This is a genomic window from Halomonas sp. LC1, assembly GCF_030247125.1.
Taxonomy (GTDB): Bacteria; Pseudomonadota; Gammaproteobacteria; order Pseudomonadales; family Halomonadaceae; genus Vreelandella.
On the sequence record NZ_JASSPG010000003.1, the window covers coordinates 290,056 to 311,056 of the forward strand.

The following is a 21,001-nucleotide window of genomic DNA, read 5'->3' on the forward strand; positions in this document are numbered from 1 at the left end:
GGGTGTTATGACGCTATTTACGAAAACGACAGCACCAGAAGGGCGCGATACACCCATCGAGACCAGCGACCTTCACACCATCACCGGGCACTCCATTCACCCCCCATTTCCAGAGGGGTATGAAGAAATCGTGCTGGGTATGGGATGTTTTTGGGGAGTAGAGCGCCTTTTCTGGCAACAGCCCGGTGTGTATGTCACTGCGGCTGGCTATGCGGGTGGCACAACGCCCAACCCAACGTACAAAGAGACCTGCACTGGCCTGACCGGGCACACCGAAGTGGTGCGCGTTGTCTTCGACCCGCACCAGGTCACATTAGAGACGCTGCTGCAAATTTTCTGGGAGCAGCATGATCCCACGCAGGGTAATCGCCAGGGCAACGATATCGGCAGCCAGTACCGCTCGGCGATTTTCACCACGACGGACGCACAGCTTGCCGCTGCTCAGAAAAGTGCAGAGGCCTTTCAGCAGGCGCTCACCCAGGCGGGCAAAGGACGCATCACGACCGAAATCAAACCGCTGGACGTTTTCTACTATGCCGAGGCGTACCACCAGCAGTATCTCGATAAGAACCCGGGCGGATACTGCGGATTGAAAGGCACCGGCGTGACCTGCGCCATTGGCTGAAGGACGAACAGGATGCAACAACCATCTTCAAAGGGGCGTCGAGCCCCTCATTGGGCTCTCTCAGTGGCGCTGTTGGGGCTCTTCAGCACTGGCGTGAATGCAGAGCAACCAACGACACCGGCCATGCCGCAAAGCGCGGCCGACACACCGTTTGCGAGTGACCGTGAGGCCGTCATTTGGCGTCAGGACGAGCTGAAAGATCTAGAGCGGCTGCTACGCCAACTACGTTTCGACCTGGTCAACAACCAGGATGCGCGAGGCGCCGCACCGCGTTTGGCGGAGTTACAAGAGAAGGCGACCCAGGCCCACTTTCTTCCTGCCTTCATTGCAGGTACGCATGGACCTGGCTCCGATGCCAAGCCCGACATTTGGGAAGAGTGGGATGAGTTTGCAGCGGGGTTCACCGACTTGGAGGAGAAGGTGAGCATCCTGGTCGAAGCGGCGGAGCAAGAGGATTATCGGGCAGCCACGCGCGCATTTTCTGACGTGGGGCTCAGCTGCCGCAGTTGTCATCGTGCCTACCGCTACGATTAATGGGCAGCGATAGGCGGTTAAAAGATCAATCGCTAGGCTGCACGCGGTCGATGCGATAAAGCGTTTCTACCTGATCAAGGCCGCGGATGGTACAGTTCAAATCTTTCACGCGGCCATCGCTTAACCCATAGACCCAGCCATGCACCGAGATCGATTGGCCACGCTGCCAAGCACGCTGCAGAATCTTCGTGCGGCAAAGACTATTGACCTGGGCTTTGACGTTCAGCTCACACATGCGGTCAATTTGATCTGCCAGTGGCAGGTGTTCCAAGGTGTCGCGATGGCGGTTGTACTGCTCGCGTACCGAGTGGAGCCAATAGTCCACCACGCCACACTCACCACCGGTCACGGCTGCTTTGATGCCACCACAGCCGTAGTGTCCCACGATCATGATATGACTCACGTTGAGCACATCCACCGCGTACTGCACCACCGAGAGCGCGTTCATATCGGTATGGTGGAGCAGGTTGGCGACGTTACGGTGAACGAACACTTCGCCTGGGGGAAGAGCAATGATTTGGTTAGCCGGGACGCGACTGTCTGAGCAACCGATCCATAAATAGTCTGGAGATTGTTGGTTCGCCAAGCGCTTGAAAAAGTCCGGATCCTCTTCACACATACGTTCTGCCCATGCGCGATTGTTATCTAGCAGCGTTGCAATTTGGTCAGACATCGAGTCTCCAGAGAGTACATTGAGGTGGGGCTTGCTCAAGGGCGCGCAATAGCGTTTTAAACACAAGGTAGGCGTTTTTAACCTCCCTTGCTTAGAAGGTCAATCTTAGCGCTTACCCAGCCGAGGTAAGTACGGCACTGGATAGGAGATAACCATGTCAGCAGAAGCTGCATATGACTTCGATTTATTCGTCATTGGCGCCGGTTCCGGTGGCGTGCGCGCTGCACGTATGGCCGCCGCCGCCGGTGCTCGGGTAGCGATCGCAGAAGATCGCTACCTGGGCGGCACCTGCGTCAACGTGGGCTGTGTGCCCAAAAAACTCTATTCGTATGCGGCACATTTTCATGACAGCTTCGATGATGCGGCTGGTTTTGGCTGGCAATTGGCGTCGCCAGCACTTTTTGATTGGCCGACGTTGAGGGATAACAAAACCAGCGAGATCAAACGGCTCAACGGTATCTACCAGCGCATGTTAGAAGGCGCAGGCGTCACGCTTTTCAATGCACGCGCCCGCGTGACTGATCCACACACCGTCGCCTTGGCCAATGCCGAAGGCGAGGTGAGCGTGAGTGCCGATAAAATCCTGCTGGCCACGGGCGGTTGGCCCTGGGTGCCTGAATTCCCCGGTAGCGACCTTGCCTTGACCTCGAACCAAGTGTTTGACTTGGAAACGTTCCCCAAACGCTTCCTAGTGTTGGGCGGTGGCTATATAGCGGTCGAGTTTGCCAGCATCTTCAACGGTTTAGGCAGTGAGACCCATCTCATCTACCGTGGGGATCTATTTTTGAAAGGCTTCGATCAGGAGGTGCGTGAGTTCACTCGAGATGAGATGGCTAAAAAAGGTGTCCATTTACATTTCTCTGCCAACATCGCCCGCATCGAACAGGTGGGCGACGCGCTCCAGGTAGAGCTCACCACAGGCGAGACACTCGACGTCGATGCCGTCTTGGCGGCCACCGGCCGTCGCGCCAACGTCAGCGGGCTTGGCGTAGACTCCTTAGGCATCACGTTGAACAGCGACGGCAAAGTGCCGATTAATGACCGTTATGAAACCGCTGTGCCGTCGATTTTAGCCTTGGGAGATCTGATCGAAGGGCCTGAGTTAACCCCGGTGGCTCTGGCAGAAGCCATGCAACTGGTGGACATTCACTTCCACCAAAAAACGCCAAGACCGCTAGATTACGACACCATTCCTACGGCTGTTTTTTGCCACCCTAACATTGGCACGGTCGGGCTGTCGGAAGAGGCTGCGAGAGAGAAATTCGATCGCATACGGGTCTACCGGACCGACTTCAGGGCCATGAAACATACGCTTTCTGGAAGCCAAGAGCGCATGTTGATGAAACTCATCGTCGATGATGCCAGCGATGTGGTGGTGGGCGCTCATATGGTGGGCGAAGAGGCTGGTGAACTGATTCAGGGCATCGCTATCGCGGTGCGCGCGGGGCTGACGAAAGAAGATTTCGATCGCACCGTGGGCATTCACCCAACCGGAGCGGAAGAGTTCGTGACCATGAGAACCCCATCACGCTACTAAGAAATTCTATCAATATTCAAGGCGAGCTTCGGCTCGCCTTTTTTGTCTCGCGCAGCGGGCAGCCTGATCTAAACTCAGTGAGTGACGTCATGAAACGCCAGCCCAGCGGGGCCTCGGCTCGTTGATGATCCGATTTTATAACTAGAATTTATGGAAAACAGGGAGATGAATAATATGGCTTTTGAATTGCTCATAATCAGCTGTTATAATGAAACTCAAATTCGCTACAGCGAAGCATAACCATGAGTACGCCGATCAAGCCGTTTACACCCTCTGCCGAGCTGGCACGTCCTACCGTCGCGGATGCCGTAGTAGGCCACGCCGAAACGCCACTGTTCATTCGTAAGCCCAACGCCGACGATGGCTGGGGCATCTACGAGCTGATCAAAGCGTGCCCGCCGCTAGACGTAAATTCCGCTTACGCCTATTTATTATTGGCGACCCAGTTCCGCGATACCTGCGCCGTCGCCACTAATGAAGAAGGAGAGGTCGTTGGATTCGTCTCGGGTTATGTCAAAGACAACGCACCGGATACCTATTTTTTATGGCAGGTCGCCGTGGGTGAAAAAGCCCGGGGAACGGGCCTTGCGCGCCGCTTGGTAGAGGCGATCATGTCGCGTCCCGAACTGGACGACGTCCACCACCTCGAAACCACCATCACACCCGATAACCAGGCTTCCTGGGGACTGTTCCGCCGCTTGGCTGCACGCTGGCAGGCACCCCTCAATAGCCGGGAATACTTCTCTACCGAGCAGTTAGGGGGAGAGCACGACCCGGAAAACCTCGTCCGCATCGGGCCGTTTCAGACGAACCATCTCTAACGGGGCGTCTTGAGCGAGCGTTTTCCCGCTCGTGTTGACCTAGCTGCTTTTCTTGCTTGGCTCATAACACTGATAAGGAGGTCGCAAATGCAGACCCAGACACTCGAACGCATGGAATCCAATGTTCGTACCTATTCACGTTCATTCCCTGTTGTCTTTACGAAGGCACAGAACGCACGTTTGACCGATGAGAATGGTCGTGAGTACATCGATTTTCTCGCCGGTGCCGGCACGCTGAACTACGGCCACAACAATCCGCACTTGAAGGACGCCATGATTGACTACCTGTCTAGCGACGGTGTCGTTCACGGCCTGGATATGTGGACCAGTGCCAAACGTGACTATTTAGAAACACTGGAAAATGTCATCCTCAAGCCCCGTGGGCTCGATTACAAAGTGCATCTGCCGGGTCCGACGGGAACGAACGCCGTCGAGGCAGCCATCCGTTTGGCGCGTGTTGCTAAAGGTCGCCATAATATTGTGACCTTCACCAACGGCTTCCACGGAGTGACCATGGGCGCACTGGCTACCACGGGCAACCGCAAGTTCCGTGAAGCCACCGGGGGCATTCCCATGCAAGGTGCCAGCTTCCTGCCGTTCGACGGTTACATGGGGGAGCACGCAGACACGCTGGACTACTTTGAAAAACTGCTGAATGACAAGTCAGGCGGTTTGGACATTCCCGCAGGCGTGATCGTCGAAACCGTGCAAGGCGAGGGCGGTATCAACGTCGCAGGACTGGAGTGGCTCAAGCGCTTAGAAAGCATTTGCCGCGCCCATGACATCCTGCTGATCGTCGATGATATCCAGGCAGGCTGTGGTCGTACGGGGAAATTCTTTAGCTTTGAGCATGCGGGCATCACACCGGACATCGTCACAAACTCGAAATCGCTGTCAGGCTTTGGGCTGCCATTTGCTCATGTATTGATGCGCCCGGAGTTGGATAAGTGGAAGCCCGGTCAGTACAACGGTACGTTCCGCGGTTTTAACTTAGCCATGGTGACAGCGACGGCAGCCCTGAAAAAGTATTGGTCGAACGACACCTTTGCTCGCGACGTGCAGCGCAAGGCGCGAATCGTCGAAGAGCGTTTTCAGAAGCTGGCGGCACTGCTCACCGAACATGGCATGCCAGCAACGGAGCGCGGTCGCGGTTTGATGCGCGGTATCGACGTCGTATCTGGTGATATTGCCGATAAAATCACCAGCACGGCCTTCGAGCATGGTCTTATCATCGAAACCAGCGGTCAGGACGGGGAAGTGGTGAAATGTTTGTGCCCTCTGACCATTCCGGATGCGGACCTGCTGGAAGCGCTGGATATTCTGGAAGCGTCAGTTAAGTCTGTTATAAACGAGTAGTTTAGCGTTAGTCTAAGTGGCCTAGCGCCATTACGTCCCTCACAGGAACAGGCAGCCAGTATGTGGCTGCCATGCAACGGAGCACGTTATATGATCGTTCGTAATATTGAAGAAGCTCGTCAAACTGACCGTCTCGTTACCGCTGAAAATGGCAATTGGGACAGCACTCGCTTGGTGTTGGCCAACGATGGTGGCAACTTCTCGTTCCACATTACGCGCATCTTTGAAGGCACCGAGACGCATATCCACTACAAGCACCACTATGAGTCCGTTTACTGCATCGAAGGGGAAGGTGAGGTTGAAACCCTGGCAGATGGCAAAATTTGGCCCATCAAACCAGGCGATATCTATATCTTAGACCAGCACGATGAGCATCTGCTGCGCGCCCATAAAACGATGCACCTTGCGTGTGTCTTCACGCCGCCGATCACTGGCAACGAAGTTCACCGTGAAGATGGTTCTTACGCACCAGCCGATGAATAAGCGCTTGCGCTAACTGAGTGCGGATAAAAGCAGCCTAGCATCGTCGCTAGGCTGCTTTTTTTGATAGCGAGACGGGCTGCCTAGCGGCCAACTTGTTCGAATACCAGCGTTATTTCACCCAGCGTCAGGCCAAATTTCCGCATGGCGGTGCGGTTAATGAGCCGACCGTCCGGCTGAAGGTACATCCAGTCGTCCATGGTAAAGCTTAACGTGCGTCCGCCCACATCGATGTCGAGGGGATAGCGCATGTGAAACGCGTGGCCATATTGCCGAGCATCGACTTGACCGTCGACGTCATTGGCTGTGCCAATCCAGTGGTGTTCGTCGACACGCTCGAACTCCCAAACGCGCTGGTCGGTTTCACCATCGGCAAACACGAACGACTCATCCAGCGTCAACGTATCGCCCTCGAATGTGCCTGTAATATCTACCGTAAAACGTCGCTGTACTTCACCCGAGTAGTCCTGCACCATTCCCCAGGCGCGAGTTTGGCCAGTGAAATACTCTGCAATATCCAAGCGGGGCGTGGTATTGGCATACTCCTCGACCTTGACGCTGGCACAGCCAGCGAGCAAGAAAAAGCTCGAAACGAGCGATAGGGCCAAGAGACGCTTGCGAAGGGTATTCATTGAGTCATTCCTTTATCATTCAGATAAGCCGTATAGCTATTGTAGGAGAAGCGTGACTGTTTCAGTAGTCATGGCTCAAAAATAACCAGCCCTTTAGTTCGCATAATATATATTATGTTAAATCAGATAAACGGGTCCGATGAAAAACCGCTACCATGTTGGACAAGCGGTCTCCCTTCTCCTTATCATTCGTGCTCTTATTGTCCAAGGATATCCCTCGTTATGCGCTCAGGTGTTTTATGGCTAATGGCCGGTTTGTCGATGTCGTTTGCAGGCTGCGCGGTGACACAGCCAGAGTCAAATGAGCCGCCGCCGCTAAGCGAGGCTTCATTCAATACCCGTATCCTTGAACTAGAGTCCTCCCTTGCCCAACGATGCGAGGCCTCTACTAGCATGAACGAGCAGCAGCTCAACCAGCAGCAAGTGCTGACCGCAGATGTTCGTGAAGTCGGCAGTCTGCTGCGCCAACTGCGTCAAGACATGGCTAGCCTGGAAGCGCGTGGCGAAGAGCCGGTCATCATTCGTGAAGAGTGCCGTGTCGAGGAGCCGGAAGATAACAAGACGTTGCTGGGCCGTAGCGAATGGGTGGGATTACCCAGCATTGGCACCTATTTAAAGGCGCGGGTGGACTCTGGCGCCAACACCTCGTCGCTCTCTGCTGCCGAGATCACTCGTTTCGAGCGTGATGGTGAGGACTGGGTGCGCTTCAAATTGGCGCTCAATGACGACGATATCGTCGTCGAGCAAGTGCGCGACGAGTGGATCGAAGCCCCTATCGAGCGCCGCGTCAAAATCGTCCAGGCCTCTGGCGAAGAGTCACGCCCGGTCATTTCATTACTGATGACGCTGGGCCCCATTCGTGAAAACGTCGAATTCACCCTAAACGATCGCACGCACCTAGATTATCCCGTGCTGCTAGGACGTCGCTTCATGATGGACATTGCCACCATCGATGTAGCTGAGACGTACCTGCATGACCGCCCTGAATTCCCGGGTGGCGCGCCCTCTGAAGACGCGGCTGACGATGAAGCGGCCGATCAAGACGATACCGAAGAGTAATATCACTCCCCTGCCGCTTTACGCTGAAAGGAATCACCATGTCACGGTTGCCATTTTATTTTATCGTTGGGTTGCTGCTGCTGGTTGGCATCGTTGCCAGCGTGCATCGCCATTTGCAGTTTGAGATCCCCTGGTTTCCAGGCGAGCAGCGCCAAGTATGGGAAATCGAAGCCGTCATTAACTTCAACGCCCAAAATGGCCCGGTGCAAGTCGATTTAGCCTTGCCGTCTCACCAAGCAGGGTTCCGTGTGTTAACCGAAAATACGGCGTCCTCTGGCTACGGGCTGGCTTATCAAGCCGATGAGCTTGGCCGCCAAGCCCAGTGGACCATTCGTGACGCTGCGGGCAGCCAGCAGCTTTACTACTCGGTCCAAATGCTGGTATCACCTGATTCTCGTTCGCCGGTGCAAACACCGCCGGGTATTCCGTCGGTGACTCCTTGGGAAAGCCCCTATGATACGGCGGCTACCCAGTTGATCGACCGCGCCTGGGATCGCAGCGCTAATAACGCTACCTTTGCTCGAGAGCTGATCCTCGATATCAACGGCGAGCGGCAAGGTGAAAACGCACGCTTGTTACTGACGCAAATGCAGCCTTCCGCATTGATCGTTCGCCTATTGAACCAGGCAGGCGTGCAAGCTAGAGAAGTCAGCGGCCTGCTGCTCGAGGACGGTCGCCGTCGTCAAACGTTGAGCAGTTGGATCCAAGTATTCGACCAAGACGCTGAAGAATGGACGCTGTTCAATCCCGCCACGGGCGAGCAGGGTCAGCCCGATAACCTGCTGCTATGGGAAACCGGCGGCCGCGCGGTACTCGAAGTGCAAGGCGGCACCAACTCTCGCGTCTCGTTCTCGATGCTAACCCATTACCAGCCGGCGTCAGCGGCGGTCCGTAACCACTACTCGGACGACACGCTGCTGAACTTCTCGATCCACAGCCTGCCACTAGAAGAGCAAGCACTGTTCCAAACGATTCTCTTGATTCCGATTGGCGCGCTGGTCGTGGTGTTCCTACGTGTGCTAGTGGGTGTGAAGACATCAGGGACGTTCATGCCGGTACTGATTGCACTGGCCTTCATCCAAACCACCCTGTTGACCGGTTTGATTGGCTTCCTGCTGATCGTTGCCGTCGGCTTGATCATTCGTAACTACCTCTCTTATTTGAATTTGCTGCTGGTGGCGAGGGTGTCGGCAGTCATCATTACGGTCATCGCCATCATCTCCATCTTCACCGTGCTGGCCTATCGTATGGGCTTGAGCGCCGGATTGACGGTCACGTTCTTCCCGATGATCATCTTGGCGTGGACCATCGAACGGATGTCGATCCTGTGGGAAGAGGAAGGCCCGAAACAGGTACTCATCCAAGGGGGTGGCAGCCTGTTGACCGCCGTACTGGCGTTCCTGGCGATGAATAACCCGTGGGTACGCCATATCACGTTCAACTTCTTGGGTGTGCAGCTCATTTTGATGGCGTTCATCCTGCTGCTGGGGAACTACACGGGCTACCGCTTGCTGGAGCTGCGTCGTTTCAAACCCATCACCGAAGATGAGAAGCCGTCATGAGTTGGCTGAAAAATTGGACGTGGCCTACCCGTCTTCGGGATAAAGGCATCGTGGGTATGAACCGGCGCAACATTCGCTACATCGGGCGGTATAACGCGCGTCGGCTCTATCCGCTCGTGGACGACAAACTAAAGACGAAGCTACTGGCTCAGCAGTACGGCATCACCACCCCTGAACTGATTGGCACGGTCACGACACAGTTTGGCGTTCAACATATCAGCGACATGCTGGAAGGCCATGCGGGATTCGTGATCAAACCCGCCAAAGGCAGCGGTGGTAAAGGGATTTTGGTCATTGAAAAGGTAGAGAATGGCCTGTTCTACAAGCCCAGCGGTGCTAGCCTGACGATCAGCGATATAGAACGCCACGTTTCCAACCTCCTCTCGGGGCTCTACTCCCTCGGTGGTTCCCCCGACGTGGCCGTGATCGAAACGCTGATCAATTTTGATGAAAGCCTGCTTGAGTACACCTACGAAGGTGTGCCCGATATTCGCGTCATCGTCTTCAAAGGGTATCCAGTCATGGCGATGATGCGCCTCTCTACGGCGGCCTCCGATGGCAAGGCGAACCTTCACCAAGGAGCCGTTGGAGTGGGGTTGAACATTGCCACCGGTGCAGCGCTGCGTGGTGTGCAGTTTGACCGCCCCTGTTACAGTCACCCCGATACGGGGCACGACTTGGCCAGTCTGGTCGTACCCCAGTGGGAAACGCTGTTGCATCTGGCGGCGGGCTGCTACGAGATGACCGGACTTGGCTACCTGGGCACCGACATGGTGTTGGACCGTAAACACGGGCCAATGCTACTGGAGCTCAACGCCCGCCCCGGTTTGGCGATTCAGATGACCAACGGCGAAGGCTTACGGCGTCGGTTGGACTTGATTGAGCGTCAGCCTGATAACGTACCAGTGGCGAAGCGTGTTGCTTTTGCTCAACACCACTTTGCGCGCAAGAGTGAGCTGGTCGAGACCCCTGACACACCTTCGGCAACGGCGTAGACTACACCCGTGACGTTCAACGAGTTATCTAATGACTGAAGCCAATACGCTATTGCAGCAAGCAGAATCTCAGTGCCACACGCGCGGCGTTCGGTTTACTCCGATACGCCGCCGGGTGCTCGAGCTTATCGCAGAAAATGGCGGAGGGCTCAAAGCATACGACTTGCTGGATCAGCTCTCTACCGAGCACGCCGCTGCTCGTCCGCCCACCGTTTACCGTGCGCTGGAGTTTCTCATCGAGCAGGGGTTGGTGCACCGTATCGAGTCGCAGAATGCCTACGTGGCCTGCGCGTGCCCGGAGCACACCCATGGCTTCCAGCTGCTCATCTGTCGCCAGTGTGGCTACGTCGAAGAATTGCACTTGGATGAAATTAGCGATCAGCTGGCCGCGCTTGCGAAACGTCAAGGTTTCAATGTCGAGCGCCAAACCATCGAGCTTCAGGGCTTGTGCCAAGCGTGCCGACCCACGAGTAATGCCTAATGTCTCACTTTGACCAACTGGCGCCTCAGCAGCTTTTCAAAGCGCTGGAGTCTGCTTCCCCCCAAGACACCCTGCCCTCAATGGACGTGCTCTTGAATGCCGTGCGTTTCAATGACGACGGCCTGATTCCCGCCATCGCCCAACAGCACGATACCGGTGAGGTATTGATGATGGCGTGGATGAATCGAGAAGCCCTGGAAGAGACGCTATTCACCCAGCGAGTGTGCTACTTCTCCCGCTCTCGCCAAACGCTCTGGCGTAAAGGGGAAACGTCCGGTCAGCAGCAGCACCTAGTGAGCGCCGCCCTGGATTGTGATGGCGATACTCTGCTCGTGCAGGTCGATCAAACAGGGCCTGCCTGCCACACCGGCCGCCGCAGCTGTTTCTATGTCGCACTAGGGGTAGAAAGCGCAGAAATCACCAGTGAGCCGATGATCGACCCGGCAACGCTATATGGTCCAAAAACGTCGTGAAAAACGGATGGCAGGCCCTGCAGCGAGGCGGTCGCAGGCTGCTGACCGCACTGATGGTGGGCTGCATTCGCGTCTATCAATACACCATTAGCCCCTTGTTGGGTCCGCGCTGTCGTTTCTGGCCAAGCTGCTCTTCCTATACCATCGAGGCCATCCAAGTGCATGGCCCTCTCAAAGGCGGCTGGATGGCCGCCAAGCGCATCGTGAAATGCCACCCCGGCCATCCGGGGGGCATGGACCCGGTGCCTGGCGGGCGCAGCGAAACGCTATGCCAAGATGATGACGACTGCCCTGCGAACCGCTGCGGTTCGTCCTCCTGCCGCCACTAATGCTTACCCCTGCTTAGCCACCTGATAAATACGCTCTAACATCGCATGCAGGCCATTACTGCGCGTAGGCGATAGGTGTTTATCCAGCCCGAGATCTTTCAAGAAGTGCGGTTCGGTCTGATTGATCTCTTCGGCTGTGCGCTCACTGTAGATACGCAGCAGCACGGCAATCAGCCCTGATACGATAGCCGCATCCGACGTAGCCTTGAACACCAGCTTGTCGCCTGCCTGTTCATGGCACATCCACACGTTGGATTGGCAGCCTTGGATTTTAAACTCGTCGGTACGACGCTCTTCCGGAAAGTCAGGCAGCTGCTTGCCCATATCAATAATGTATTGATAACGATCCATCCAGTTATCAAACATCTCAAACTCTTCGACTAGCTCCTGTTGGGCTAGCTCTGCGCCTGAAGTTGCCATGACGTATCCTTTGGGTTAATGAATCACAGTCGGGGCTATTATAACGTTTCAGCCCCTGTTTTTGGCGGCGTTTTCAAGCGGTGGCGCTGCTGCTCTCGATGCCACTCATCGGCTTCGGTATGTAAGTAGCGGCTGGTGGTATCTAGCTTGGCATGGCGAGCACTTTCCGCTAAGTAGCGTAGGCTAACGCCGGACTGGGCCTGATGAGTGATCGCTGTATGTCTCAGCCAGTGAGGCGTTGCCCGTCGAAGTGCTTCGATATAGGCAGGCTGGCCATCCTGCATTTCGAGCGCATTCGCGGCGTTGGCAAAGGTGTCTTTCATCAATCGATAGAGCTGGTTATCGCTAATGCCTCTGCGCTTATCCAGCGCACGAATCACCGGGGTTGGCTCGTCGTAGCCTGGCTCTGCCTTGAGCCCTAGCGCCACTCGCCATGCTTGCAGGCTCTCCAGCATGTCCGCAGGCACGGGTATGCGAGCCTGCTTACTGCCCTTGCCGACTACCCTCCACCACCAGCGCCCTTCTATCCGATGAAAGTCATCCATGCGGGCGTTGGCCATCTCGCTAATGCGTGGTGCCAAAAGATAGGCAAAGCTAAAGATGAAGCGTCTTCGTGAACTCTCGTAAACGAGCCGCGCGTCATCGCTCTGCGGAGGCTGGTTCAGCCACTGCCAAAACCAGGCCCACAGCGGTTGCTCCAGGTAGCGCTCTATGCCCTGCGACTGATTGTTCATGCGCCGCGCTTTGTCACGCATCAGCACGAAAGGGTTGTGCCCTACCCAGCCAGCCTCCACCAGCCAGCTAAACAAGCCCTGCAGAATGATCAGGCTTTGCCGACGACTCGCGGGTGACAGACCGCTTCTGAAGGGGCGCCATTCAGGATGCTCACGAGGTTTTGACGGCCCTACCCACGCTGCCCGTGGCTGAGGGTCTTCTAGAAAAGCTTCGAACTGGCGCAGCGCCTCACGGTTCATATCACGCAACCCTTTACCTTGGCTGGCTAGCCAAAGCAGCAGTCGCTCGGCCTCTCGCCGATAGCTTTTGAGCGTTTGCGGGCTGTCACGATACTCCGTAAGCCACAGCAACACGGCCTGATGGTCGTTTTCTGCCTCGATACGTGGGGGCTGGGTAGGCGCTGAGACAGATTGGCTTGTCAGCCAGTGCCCCTCCTCCCTCACTGGCATTGCAGAGGAGAGATCGAGGCTGTGCCCATTCTTTGTCGTTTCTAATGGCATCTCAGCGCCCTTTTAGTCGTCATCCATTCAATGCGTTAAGTGTGACGCTACGATTCTATAAATTCAAGATAATAGGCGTAATCTTGAATTTCACTGCCGTTAAATAAATAAAATTACGTTTTATGTAATATGTAATAATTGTGTTTTGCTTGTAAAGTCAGGACAATGCCGTTCAAGCAATGTCACTCAACGCATAAGGATCACGCCATGGCGCGCAGCGGAATTCAGTACAGTGATGTTCAACAAGCTATCGATACGCTACTGGCCCGTGGGGATACCCCCAGCGTGCAGCGTATTCGGGAGGTGCTCGGCACCGGCAGTTTTACGACCATCAGCGAACACTTCCGGCTATGGCGAACTGAGCGCGAGCAGAATCGCGACGTACCACCACCCAAAGGCGTGCCGGAAGTCGTGGTCAATGTAGCCAGCGAGCTATGGCGCGAAGCGCAAGAAGTAGCCAATCAAGCACTTGTGCACTACCGAGAAGATGCCAATCGTCAGGTGGAGAGCGCACAGCAAGAAGCCGCCGAAGCGCTTCAACAGGCCGCCAATGCCGAACAGCGTGAAAGCGCCCTGGCCGAGCACCTTCGCCACACCGAACAGCGCCTAGAGGCGCTGCACCGCGAGCTTGGCGAGAGCCAGACCCATGAGCGTCATTGGCAGCAGCAGGCAGAAAAAGCGGCTCAGGAAGTCATCCACTACCGCGAGCAGCTCGATCAAGCACAGCGCGCGCTCAAAACGGATCAACAACGCTTTAGTGAGCAACAGGCCGCGCAGCAAACGGCTTGGGAGCAGCGTCTGGCCCAAGAGGAGCAGCGCAACGAAGCGTCGGAAGGTAAATTGATGGCGCTGTTGGACACGCTGCGACAAGAGCGCGCTCAAGAAGAGAAAGCGCTACAAAAGCGCTTACAGCAATGGGAGCAGCGTGCAGAGGCACTCACCAAGGAGTTGCAGCAAAAAAACGATGCGATTCATCACTACCAGCAAGAAAACAGCGCTCATAAGCAGCGCCTGACAGAGCTGGAACGCCACAATGCAGAGCTACTAACACAGCGCAATGAGCTGCAGGCGAGCCTGGACAAAGCTACGCAGGCGCTGGAAGCACATCAACAACAGGCGCGAGACAGTGACCATTGGCAAGAGCAGTTATGGCAGCGCATGGCGTCACTGCAAGCACAGCTAGCGGATCTGCCTAACACGCTGATCAGTAGCAGCGATGATACGTCAGACACAAAAAAGCCATCCCGATAAGCGGGATGGCCAAGCATGACTCGAGGATGGGAGCGACGAGGGTCCGTAGCCGTGTTAAGACTGGCTCGGCTCGCCGCTCTGTTCCTCAGGTAGTTCCCACGTACCCTTCTCCGTCCAGGGGTCGTTTTCTGGAAACTCTTCGATGTTGATCTCAGGGTCATCGTAATCGGGCTGATAACGCAGATCGTAATGCGCTGCGCGCACCATGGAAATCATCAACAGCACGGCAATCAACAGTAGCGGTACGCCGCTAACGATACTGGCGGTCTGCAGCGTTTGCAGTCCGCCCAAGAACAGCAGTGACATTGGCAGTAGCGATAGCGTAAAGGCCCAAAACAGACGATGCCAGCGCGCAGGTTCTTTATCGAGTTTCTTCTCGGCCGCGGACGAAAGAATGTAGGCAATGGAATCGAACGTGGTGGCGGTAAAAATCGACAGCAGTATCACCACCGCGAGCGTGACGAGCCAAGACAGCGGCAACTGGCTAAGCACGGCATAGAAGGCTGCATTCGCCGACTGTTCGTTCATCACTTGAATGACGTCCAGCGTGCCGGATAGCTGCAGATAAAGGCCGTAGTTGCCGAGGATGATGAAAAATAGCGCACAACCCAGCGAGCCAAAGAAAATCGATCCCGCCACCATGGTCTTGATACGGCGCCCTTTCGAAATACGCGCAATGAATAGCCCCACGGTCGGCGCGAACACCAGCCACCACGCCCAGTAGAAAATCGTCCATGACTGGTGGAAACCAGTGTCCTCGAATCCACCCAACGCGCCAAACGGCTCGGTCCATGTCGCCATTTCGATCAGGTTGCTGAGCATTAAGCCGATGGAATTCAGGCCCGTATCCAGGATGAACACCGTTGGTCCCATTACCAGTACGAACAGCAGTACGGCGAGGCCCAGCCACATATTGATGTCCGACAGCATTTCGATGCCGCCCTTCAGGCCACGCCAGGCACTCACGGCAAAGATGGCCGTTGTGCCCACTAGCACGGCAATTTGGCTGCTGGCATTGGGCGTGAAAGCGAATAGATTGCCAAGCCCTTCATTGATAAGAGGCACCAAAATACCCAGCGACGTCGCGCCGCCACCCAGCATGCCGAAAATAAACAGAATATCGATAATGTTACCCAACCAGCTTCGAGCCAGCTTTTCACCCAGCACGGGGCGAATGGCTTCACTGATACGCAGCACTTTGTGTTTACGCACGTGAAGAAAGTACGCCATGGGCAATGCCGGCACGAGATAGATCGACCATGCAATCGGCCCCCAGTGGAACATGCCATACGTAGCCGCCCAGGCGGTTGCCTCTTCGGAAAAAGGCGCGACATGGAAAGGCGGGTTTTGCAGGTAATACATCCACTCCACCATGCCCCAGAAGACGACCGCCCCACCAATGCCTGCAGCAAACAGCATCGCGCCCCACGATAGCAGCGAAAACTCTGGTTCGGCATCGACATCGCCTAACTTGATCTGTCCTATGTCGCTAAACACGATGTAGAACATGAAGCCCAGCGATGCGACGCCCATGGCGAGATAGAGCACGCCGAAGTTGGTGGTCACGAAGCTTTGCGCCGCCATCACCCACACCCGCCCCATCTCTGGAAACAGAATGAGCGGCAGCGTCACCGCCAGCAGCAGGCCTAGCGATCCGAAAAAGATAGGTTTATGAATATTAGAAAACACAGATGAGCGTTTAATGGCCGTCTCTCCATGGCACTTTGTAGGAACCCGCTAGGCATCATCGCCCAGGGAATAGCTTTACAATAGTTTTACATGGAATCATCGTTGATCGCTAGACGGCGCTTTAGTGGCTCGAATGATGAAACGCTAACGATAAAAAAGCCCAGCAGTGCTCTGCTGGGCTTTGTACCGACGCTCTGCTGCCTTTAGCTCAGTGTCTACCAAGCCAATGGGCAGCCATAGGCTTAGCGATAATAGGCGTTCGTGGTATCCGTGTGGTCGGTCACGTCGCGGATACCGGCAAGCTCGGGAATACGGTCCATCAATGTTTTCTCGACACCGTCTTTGAGCGTGAGGTCCACTGCGGCGCACCCTTGGCAACCACCGCCAAAGGCCAGGATCGCGACTTTGTCTTCGGTCAGCTCGACGAGCTTGATCTCACCACCGTGGGCCGCCAGACCAGGGTTGATTTCGCTATAGAGCGTGTAATTGATGCGATCTTCGAGCGGACTATCGGCATTGACCTTCGGCATCTTAGCGTTGGGCGCCTTGATGGTTAGCTGGCCACCCATGCGGTCAGCATTGAAGTCGACCACCGCTTCTTCCAAGAATGCGAGGCTGTTCTTGTCGAGAAAGACATTGATCTTCTCGAGTTCGAGTTTGACGTCCGTCGGCTCTTCTTCCCCAGGGCGGCAATAGGCCAGACAGGTTTCTGCATAAGGTGTGCCGGGCTGAGTGATGAAAATGCGTACGGCAATCCCCTCGACGTTCTGCTTTTCCAGCAGCTCGGCGAGGTAGGTTTGTGCACTGTCGGTAATATCAATACCAGGCGCTTCGATAGTCGTGGTCATAAGGGATGTTATCCTCCCGTGGTAGTGGCAAGGCCACTTCACATGTCATTTGTGCCTATGGTAAGCAAAACCGCGTGCCGACACAATCCCGAGTGTTTTAGTCGGCTATTGCCCGCGCTTTATGAGCACGTCTAATAAAGATGCTGCAATAACTTCACGACCAGGCTTGCTGCCCTATGGTGTGCCCTTTGGTATGATAGCCGCCGCTCAATGACTGACGACGACGATAAAAATACCCTTTCCGACTGAGACGCTGGAGATTTTCCCCTGCCATGGCTGCTAGCGATTTGACTGCTTCCCTTACCCAACGCCTTGCCCAACGCATTCTGATTCTGGATGGCGGCATGGGCACCATGCTGCAGAATGCTCAACTCAGCGAGGATGATTTCCGCGGAGAGCGCTTCCGCGATTGGCCGTCGGATTTGAAAGGCAACAATGATCTACTGGCGCTAACCTGTCCGGACGTCGTCGCCCGTATCCACCGTGATTATCTGGAAGCTGGCGCGGACATATTGGAAACCAACACGTTCAACAGCACCCGGTTGTCCCAGGCCGACTACGGCATGGAAGATCTGGTGCCTGAGCTCAACCGCGAATCGGCACGCTTGGCGCGTGAGGTGTGCGACGCCGTCGCCGCGGAAACCGATGTGCCGCGTTATGTGGCTGGGGTTCTCGGGCCAACGTCACGCACGGCATCTCTCTCACCCGACGTGAACGATCCCGCCAAACGCAACGTCACTTTCGACGAACTGCGAGAAAACTATTACGAAGCGGCCAGTGCCCTGATCGACGGCGGCGCAGACCTGATCATGATCGAGACGATCTTCGATACGCTCAACGCCAAAGCCGCTATTTATGCGTTGGAAGAGCTGTTCGATGATCTCGGCCGTCGTTTGCCGGTCATGATTTCCGGCACGATTACCGATGCCTCAGGACGTACGTTATCCGGGCAAACCACGGAAGCTTTTTGGAACTCCATCCGTCATGCGAACCCGCTTTCGGTAGGCTTGAACTGTGCCTTGGGAGCCGAAGAGCTTCGCCCCTATCTGGAAGAGCTCTCCGTTAAAGCCGATACGTTCGTTTCTGCCCACCCCAACGCGGGTTTGCCGAATGAATTTGGTGAATACGACCAAACTCCAGAAGAGATGGCCGCGATCGTCGGCGAGTTTGCCCAAAGCGGCTTGGTCAACATCATTGGCGGCTGCTGCGGCTCGACGCCAGAGCACATCCGCGCCATTGCCGAGGCCGTGCGCCCCATGGCGCCTCGACAAGTGCCCGAGCGCAGCAAAGCGTGCCGTCTGTCAGGCCTCGAACCCTACAACATCGAAGCCGACTCTTTATTCGTCAACGTGGGCGAGCGTACCAATGTCACCGGCTCGGCCCGCTTCAAGCGCCTGATCGTAGAGGAAGATTACACCACGGCACTTGAAGTGGCTTTAGAGCAGGTCGAAAACGGCGCGCAGATCATCGATATCAACATGGACGAAGGCATGTTGGAATCGAAGGAAGCCATGGTGCGCTTTCTGAACCTAATTGCTGGCGAGCCGGACATTGCCCGTGTGCCCATCATGATCGACTCCTCGAAGTGGGACATCATCGAAGCGGGCCTGAAGTGCGTACAGGGCAAGGCGGTGGTCAACTCGATCTCGCTGAAAGAGGGTGAAGCCGCCTTCCGCGAACAGGCCACCAAGTGCCGTCGCTTTGGTGCCGCCATTGTCGTCATGGCGTTCGACGAAGAGGGCCAGGCCGATACCTTTGCGCGCAAAACCGAAATCTGCGAGCGCGCTTACCGGCTGCTCGTGGATGAGATCGGCTTCCCGCCCGAAGACATCATTTTCGACCCGAACATCTTCGCCATCGCTACAGGTATCGAAGAGCACAATAACTACGCCGTGGATTTCATCGAAGCCACCCAATGGATTCGTGAACACTTGCCCCACGCCATGATCTCCGGCGGCGTGTCTAACGTGTCGTTCTCGTTCCGAGGCAACAACCCGGTACGTGAAGCAATCCACTCGGTATTTCTTTACCACGCCATTCGTGCGGGCCTCACCATGGGTATCGTCAACGCCGGGCAGCTGGCTGTCTACGATGATCTGCCCGCCGAGCTGCGTGAAGCCGTAGAAGACGTCGTGCTCAACCGTCGCAGCGACGGCACCGAACGTCTCTTGGACATCGCCGACCAGTACAAGGGTGACGGCAGCGGTGCCGCGAAGAAAGAGGATCTCGAGTGGCGCAGCTGGCCGGTCAACAAGCGTATCGAGCATGCGCTGGTGAAAGGCGTTACAGCGTATATCGAAGACGATACGGAAGAAGCCCGTGCACAAGCTGCTCGCCCCATCGAGGTGATCGAAGGCCCGCTGATGGATGGCATGAACGTGGTCGGTGACCTGTTTGGGGCGGGTAAGATGTTTTTGCCCCAGGTGGTCAAGTCCGCCCGTGTCATGAAGCAGGCGGTTGCGTACCTGATTCCCTTCATCGAAGCGGAAAAAAGTGAGGATACCCAGGCCAAAGGCAAAATCGTGATGGCCACGGTCAAGGGGGATGTCCACGACATCGGCAAAAATATCGTGGGGGTCGTGCTGCAGTGTAATAACTACGAAGTGATCGATCTTGGCGTCATGGTGCCCACCGAGAAAATTCTCCAGGCCGCCATTGACCACAATGCCGATATCATCGGCCTCTCTGGCCTGATTACCCCGTCGCTGGACGAGATGGTACACGTGGCCAAAGAGATGCAGCGCCGCGGCATGGACCTGCCGCTGCTGATTGGCGGTGCCACCACCTCCAAAGCGCACACGGCGGTCAAAATCGAACCGCAGTACGATCATCCGGTGATTTACGTCACCGATGCGTCTCGGGCGGTGGGGGTTGCCGGTAAGCTGCTGGCCCCCAACTTGAAACCGGCTTACGTGGCCGAGATTCGCGAAGAGTACGAAAAAGTGCGCGAGCGTAATGCCAAGCGCCGCCCCAAAGCCGCCGACCTGGATTACACCCAGGCGCGTAAGCGGCGCTTTCGCACCGATTGGGCGACTCATACCCCTGCCAAACCAAACACGCTGGGATTGATGACCTTCGACGATTACGACTTGGAAGAACTCGTCGAGCGGATCGACTGGACCCCCTTCTTTATGAGCTGGCAGCTCGCTGGCAAGTACCCGAAGATTCTCAACGACGAGGTCGTGGGTGAAGCCGCCCAGAGCCTGTTTGCTGACGCGCAAGTGATGCTGCGCAAGTTGATCGATGAAAAGCACGTGACAGCGCGCGGCGTGATTGGCCTGTGGCCTGCGAATAGCGTGGATGATGACGTGATCGAAGTCTACGCCGACGAGAGCCGCACCGAGGTGGTCGAGCGTCTAAACCATATTCGCCAGCAAACCACCAAAGGCCGTGACGGTATCTGCTACAGCCTCGCTGACTTCATCGCCCCTAAAGAGAGCGGCAAACCCGACTGGATCGGCGGCTTTGCGGTGACCACGGGGCACGGTGTGGACGAGCTCTCCAAAGCCTACGAAGCTGCCGGTGACGACTATAACGCCATCATGGTGCAGGCGCTGACCGACCGCTTGGCCGAAGCGTTTGCCGAGCGCATGCACGAGCGGGTGCGCAAAGAGTTTTGGGGCTACGTGCCTGAAGAAACGTTAGACAACGACGCGCTGATTGCCGAAAAGTATCAGGGCATTCGCCCTGCCCCAGGCTATCCGGCCTGCCCGGATCACACTGAAAAAGCCACGCTGTTCCGTTTGCTGAACGCCCCAGAGAATACCGGCCTGACGCTGACGGAGAACTTCGCCATGTGGCCAGCGGCAGCCGTGTCGGGCTGGTACTTTGCCCACCCGCAGTCGAAGTACTTCTCCACGGGCAAAATCACTCGTGATCAGGTCGAGGTACTGGCCGAGCGAAAGCAGATGTCGCTTGCCGAGATGGAGCGTTGGCTCTCGCCGGTGCTCTCCTACGACCCTAGCTGATTCGTCCGAACGGATGTCGCCAGTGGTTCGCCG

The 21,001-nt window shown here is 56.0% G+C and carries 20 protein-coding genes; 14 read left to right on the forward strand and 6 right to left on the reverse strand.

Features of this window, described 5'->3' with window-relative positions; genetic code table 11:
* The first annotated feature begins 7 nt into the window (after positions 1-7).
* Together msrA and QIT27_RS07075 are read left to right on the forward strand one after the other, a co-directional pair.
* Positions 8-625 (forward strand): peptide-methionine (S)-S-oxide reductase MsrA, encoded by a 618-nt coding sequence (gene msrA, locus QIT27_RS07070; protein WP_285263314.1) that lies wholly within the window; start codon positions 8-10, stop codon positions 623-625.
* Between the two features lie 12 nt (positions 626-637).
* Positions 638-1,159: a c-type cytochrome gene (locus QIT27_RS07075; RefSeq protein WP_285263315.1), complete on the forward strand. Its 522-nt coding sequence runs from the start codon at positions 638-640 to the stop codon at positions 1,157-1,159.
* A 25-nt stretch (positions 1,160-1,184) separates the two neighbouring features.
* On the opposite strand, the gene can is transcribed toward QIT27_RS07075, so the two are convergent.
* A complete protein-coding gene (can, locus tag QIT27_RS07080; RefSeq protein ID WP_159342200.1) occupies positions 1,185-1,832 on the reverse strand; it encodes a carbonate dehydratase in 648 nt (215 codons plus the stop codon).
* Positions 1,833-1,986: 154 nt separating this feature from the next.
* Between can and gorA the strand changes: the two genes are divergently transcribed.
* The 4 genes from gorA (at position 1,987) to QIT27_RS07100 (ending at position 6,029) form a co-directional block, all read left to right on the forward strand.
* Entirely contained in the window at positions 1,987-3,369 is a 1,383-nt protein-coding gene (gene gorA, locus QIT27_RS07085) for a glutathione-disulfide reductase (RefSeq protein ID WP_285263316.1), read from the forward strand.
* Between the two features lie 242 nt (positions 3,370-3,611).
* Positions 3,612-4,190 carry a diaminobutyrate acetyltransferase gene (ectA, locus tag QIT27_RS07090; protein WP_159342198.1) on the forward strand — a complete coding sequence of 193 codons (579 nt, stop codon included), beginning with the start codon at positions 3,612-3,614 and terminating at the stop codon, positions 4,188-4,190.
* Positions 4,191-4,277: 87 nt separating this feature from the next.
* Entirely contained in the window at positions 4,278-5,546 is a 1,269-nt protein-coding gene (ectB, locus tag QIT27_RS07095) for a diaminobutyrate--2-oxoglutarate transaminase (RefSeq protein ID WP_285263317.1), read from the forward strand.
* A 90-nt stretch (positions 5,547-5,636) separates the two neighbouring features.
* Positions 5,637-6,029, forward strand: coding sequence for an ectoine synthase (locus tag QIT27_RS07100; RefSeq protein WP_139527592.1), 393 nt, complete (start codon positions 5,637-5,639; stop codon positions 6,027-6,029).
* A gap of 80 nt (positions 6,030-6,109) precedes the next feature.
* On the opposite strand, the gene QIT27_RS07105 is transcribed toward QIT27_RS07100, so the two are convergent.
* Positions 6,110-6,658 (reverse strand): DUF3833 domain-containing protein, encoded by a 549-nt coding sequence (locus QIT27_RS07105; protein ID WP_159342196.1) that lies wholly within the window; start codon positions 6,656-6,658, stop codon positions 6,110-6,112.
* A 222-nt stretch (positions 6,659-6,880) separates the two neighbouring features.
* Here QIT27_RS07105 and QIT27_RS07110 point away from each other — a divergent pair, with 222 nt between their 5' ends.
* The 6 genes from QIT27_RS07110 to yidD are packed head-to-tail and all read left to right on the forward strand — an operon-like array spanning position 6,881 to position 11,557.
* The gene (locus QIT27_RS07110) at positions 6,881-7,717 is read left to right on the forward strand and encodes an ATP-dependent zinc protease family protein (protein ID WP_159342195.1); all 837 of its coding nucleotides are present in this window, start codon (positions 6,881-6,883) and stop codon (positions 7,715-7,717) included.
* 38 nt (positions 7,718-7,755) lie between these two features.
* A complete protein-coding gene (locus QIT27_RS07115; RefSeq protein WP_159342194.1) occupies positions 7,756-9,279 on the forward strand; it encodes an inactive transglutaminase family protein in 1,524 nt (507 codons plus the stop codon).
* A complete protein-coding gene (locus QIT27_RS07120; protein WP_253016375.1) occupies positions 9,276-10,274 on the forward strand; it encodes an alpha-L-glutamate ligase-like protein in 999 nt (332 codons plus the stop codon). The genes QIT27_RS07115 and QIT27_RS07120 overlap by 4 nt, the downstream gene beginning before the upstream one ends.
* Before the next feature lie 31 nt (positions 10,275-10,305).
* Entirely contained in the window at positions 10,306-10,755 is a 450-nt protein-coding gene (locus QIT27_RS07125) for a transcriptional repressor (RefSeq protein WP_159342192.1), read from the forward strand.
* Positions 10,755-11,228 (forward strand): phosphoribosyl-AMP cyclohydrolase, encoded by a 474-nt coding sequence (gene hisI, locus QIT27_RS07130; RefSeq protein WP_285263318.1) that lies wholly within the window; start codon positions 10,755-10,757, stop codon positions 11,226-11,228. The genes QIT27_RS07125 and hisI overlap by 1 nt, the downstream gene beginning before the upstream one ends.
* Positions 11,229-11,281: 53 nt before the next feature.
* Positions 11,282-11,557: a membrane protein insertion efficiency factor YidD gene (yidD, locus tag QIT27_RS07135; RefSeq protein ID WP_217353005.1), complete on the forward strand. Its 276-nt coding sequence runs from the start codon at positions 11,282-11,284 to the stop codon at positions 11,555-11,557.
* Positions 11,558-11,560: 3 nt separating this feature from the next.
* Here the strand turns inward: yidD and QIT27_RS07140 are convergent, their stop codons facing one another.
* The gene (locus QIT27_RS07140; RefSeq protein ID WP_159342189.1) at positions 11,561-11,977 is read right to left on the reverse strand and encodes a SufE family protein; all 417 of its coding nucleotides are present in this window, start codon (positions 11,975-11,977) and stop codon (positions 11,561-11,563) included.
* A 38-nt stretch (positions 11,978-12,015) separates the two neighbouring features.
* Positions 12,016-13,212, reverse strand: a complete 1,197-nt coding sequence (locus QIT27_RS07145) for a tyrosine-type recombinase/integrase (RefSeq protein ID WP_285263319.1) — start codon at positions 13,210-13,212, stop codon at positions 12,016-12,018.
* A gap of 207 nt (positions 13,213-13,419) precedes the next feature.
* Here QIT27_RS07145 and QIT27_RS07150 point away from each other — a divergent pair, with 207 nt between their 5' ends.
* Entirely contained in the window at positions 13,420-14,463 is a 1,044-nt protein-coding gene (locus tag QIT27_RS07150; RefSeq protein ID WP_285263320.1) for a DNA-binding protein, read from the forward strand.
* 54 nt (positions 14,464-14,517) lie between these two features.
* On the opposite strand, the gene QIT27_RS07155 is transcribed toward QIT27_RS07150, so the two are convergent.
* On the reverse strand, positions 14,518-16,152 hold the full coding sequence (locus QIT27_RS07155; protein ID WP_253016383.1) for a BCCT family transporter: 1,635 nt from the start codon (positions 16,150-16,152) through the stop codon (positions 14,518-14,520).
* 242 nt (positions 16,153-16,394) lie between these two features.
* Positions 16,395-17,000 carry a Fe-S biogenesis protein NfuA gene (nfuA, locus tag QIT27_RS07160; protein WP_159342187.1) on the reverse strand — a complete coding sequence of 202 codons (606 nt, stop codon included), beginning with the start codon at positions 16,998-17,000 and terminating at the stop codon, positions 16,395-16,397.
* Positions 17,001-17,272: 272 nt separating this feature from the next.
* Between nfuA and metH the strand changes: the two genes are divergently transcribed.
* Entirely contained in the window at positions 17,273-20,968 is a 3,696-nt protein-coding gene (metH, locus tag QIT27_RS07165) for a methionine synthase (protein ID WP_285263321.1), read from the forward strand.
* The last annotated feature ends 33 nt before the right edge of the window (positions 20,969-21,001 follow it).

Coding starts and splice junctions, on each gene's coding strand:
- QIT27_RS07120 (WP_253016375.1), top strand. CDS start 9,276: ATGAGTTGGCTGAAAAATTGGACGTGGCCTACCCGTCTTCGGGATAAA.
- msrA (WP_285263314.1), top strand. CDS start 8: ATGACGCTATTTACGAAAACGACAGCACCAGAAGGGCGCGATACACCC.
- nfuA (WP_159342187.1), bottom strand. CDS start 17,000: ATGACCACGACTATCGAAGCGCCTGGTATTGATATTACCGACAGTGCA.
- gorA (WP_285263316.1), top strand. CDS start 1,987: ATGTCAGCAGAAGCTGCATATGACTTCGATTTATTCGTCATTGGCGCC.
- QIT27_RS07125 (WP_159342192.1), top strand. CDS start 10,306: ATGACTGAAGCCAATACGCTATTGCAGCAAGCAGAATCTCAGTGCCAC.
- QIT27_RS07115 (WP_159342194.1), top strand. CDS start 7,756: ATGTCACGGTTGCCATTTTATTTTATCGTTGGGTTGCTGCTGCTGGTT.
- QIT27_RS07140 (WP_159342189.1), bottom strand. CDS start 11,977: ATGGCAACTTCAGGCGCAGAGCTAGCCCAACAGGAGCTAGTCGAAGAG.
- QIT27_RS07100 (WP_139527592.1), top strand. CDS start 5,637: ATGATCGTTCGTAATATTGAAGAAGCTCGTCAAACTGACCGTCTCGTT.
- QIT27_RS07145 (WP_285263319.1), bottom strand. CDS start 13,212: ATGCCATTAGAAACGACAAAGAATGGGCACAGCCTCGATCTCTCCTCT.
- hisI (WP_285263318.1), top strand. CDS start 10,755: ATGTCTCACTTTGACCAACTGGCGCCTCAGCAGCTTTTCAAAGCGCTG.
- QIT27_RS07075 (WP_285263315.1), top strand. CDS start 638: ATGCAACAACCATCTTCAAAGGGGCGTCGAGCCCCTCATTGGGCTCTC.
- metH (WP_285263321.1), top strand. CDS start 17,273: ATGGCTGCTAGCGATTTGACTGCTTCCCTTACCCAACGCCTTGCCCAA.
- yidD (WP_217353005.1), top strand. CDS start 11,282: ATGGTGGGCTGCATTCGCGTCTATCAATACACCATTAGCCCCTTGTTG.
- QIT27_RS07105 (WP_159342196.1), bottom strand. CDS start 6,658: ATGAATACCCTTCGCAAGCGTCTCTTGGCCCTATCGCTCGTTTCGAGC.
- ectB (WP_285263317.1), top strand. CDS start 4,278: ATGCAGACCCAGACACTCGAACGCATGGAATCCAATGTTCGTACCTAT.
- ectA (WP_159342198.1), top strand. CDS start 3,612: ATGAGTACGCCGATCAAGCCGTTTACACCCTCTGCCGAGCTGGCACGT.
- QIT27_RS07150 (WP_285263320.1), top strand. CDS start 13,420: ATGGCGCGCAGCGGAATTCAGTACAGTGATGTTCAACAAGCTATCGAT.
- QIT27_RS07110 (WP_159342195.1), top strand. CDS start 6,881: ATGCGCTCAGGTGTTTTATGGCTAATGGCCGGTTTGTCGATGTCGTTT.
- can (WP_159342200.1), bottom strand. CDS start 1,832: ATGTCTGACCAAATTGCAACGCTGCTAGATAACAATCGCGCATGGGCA.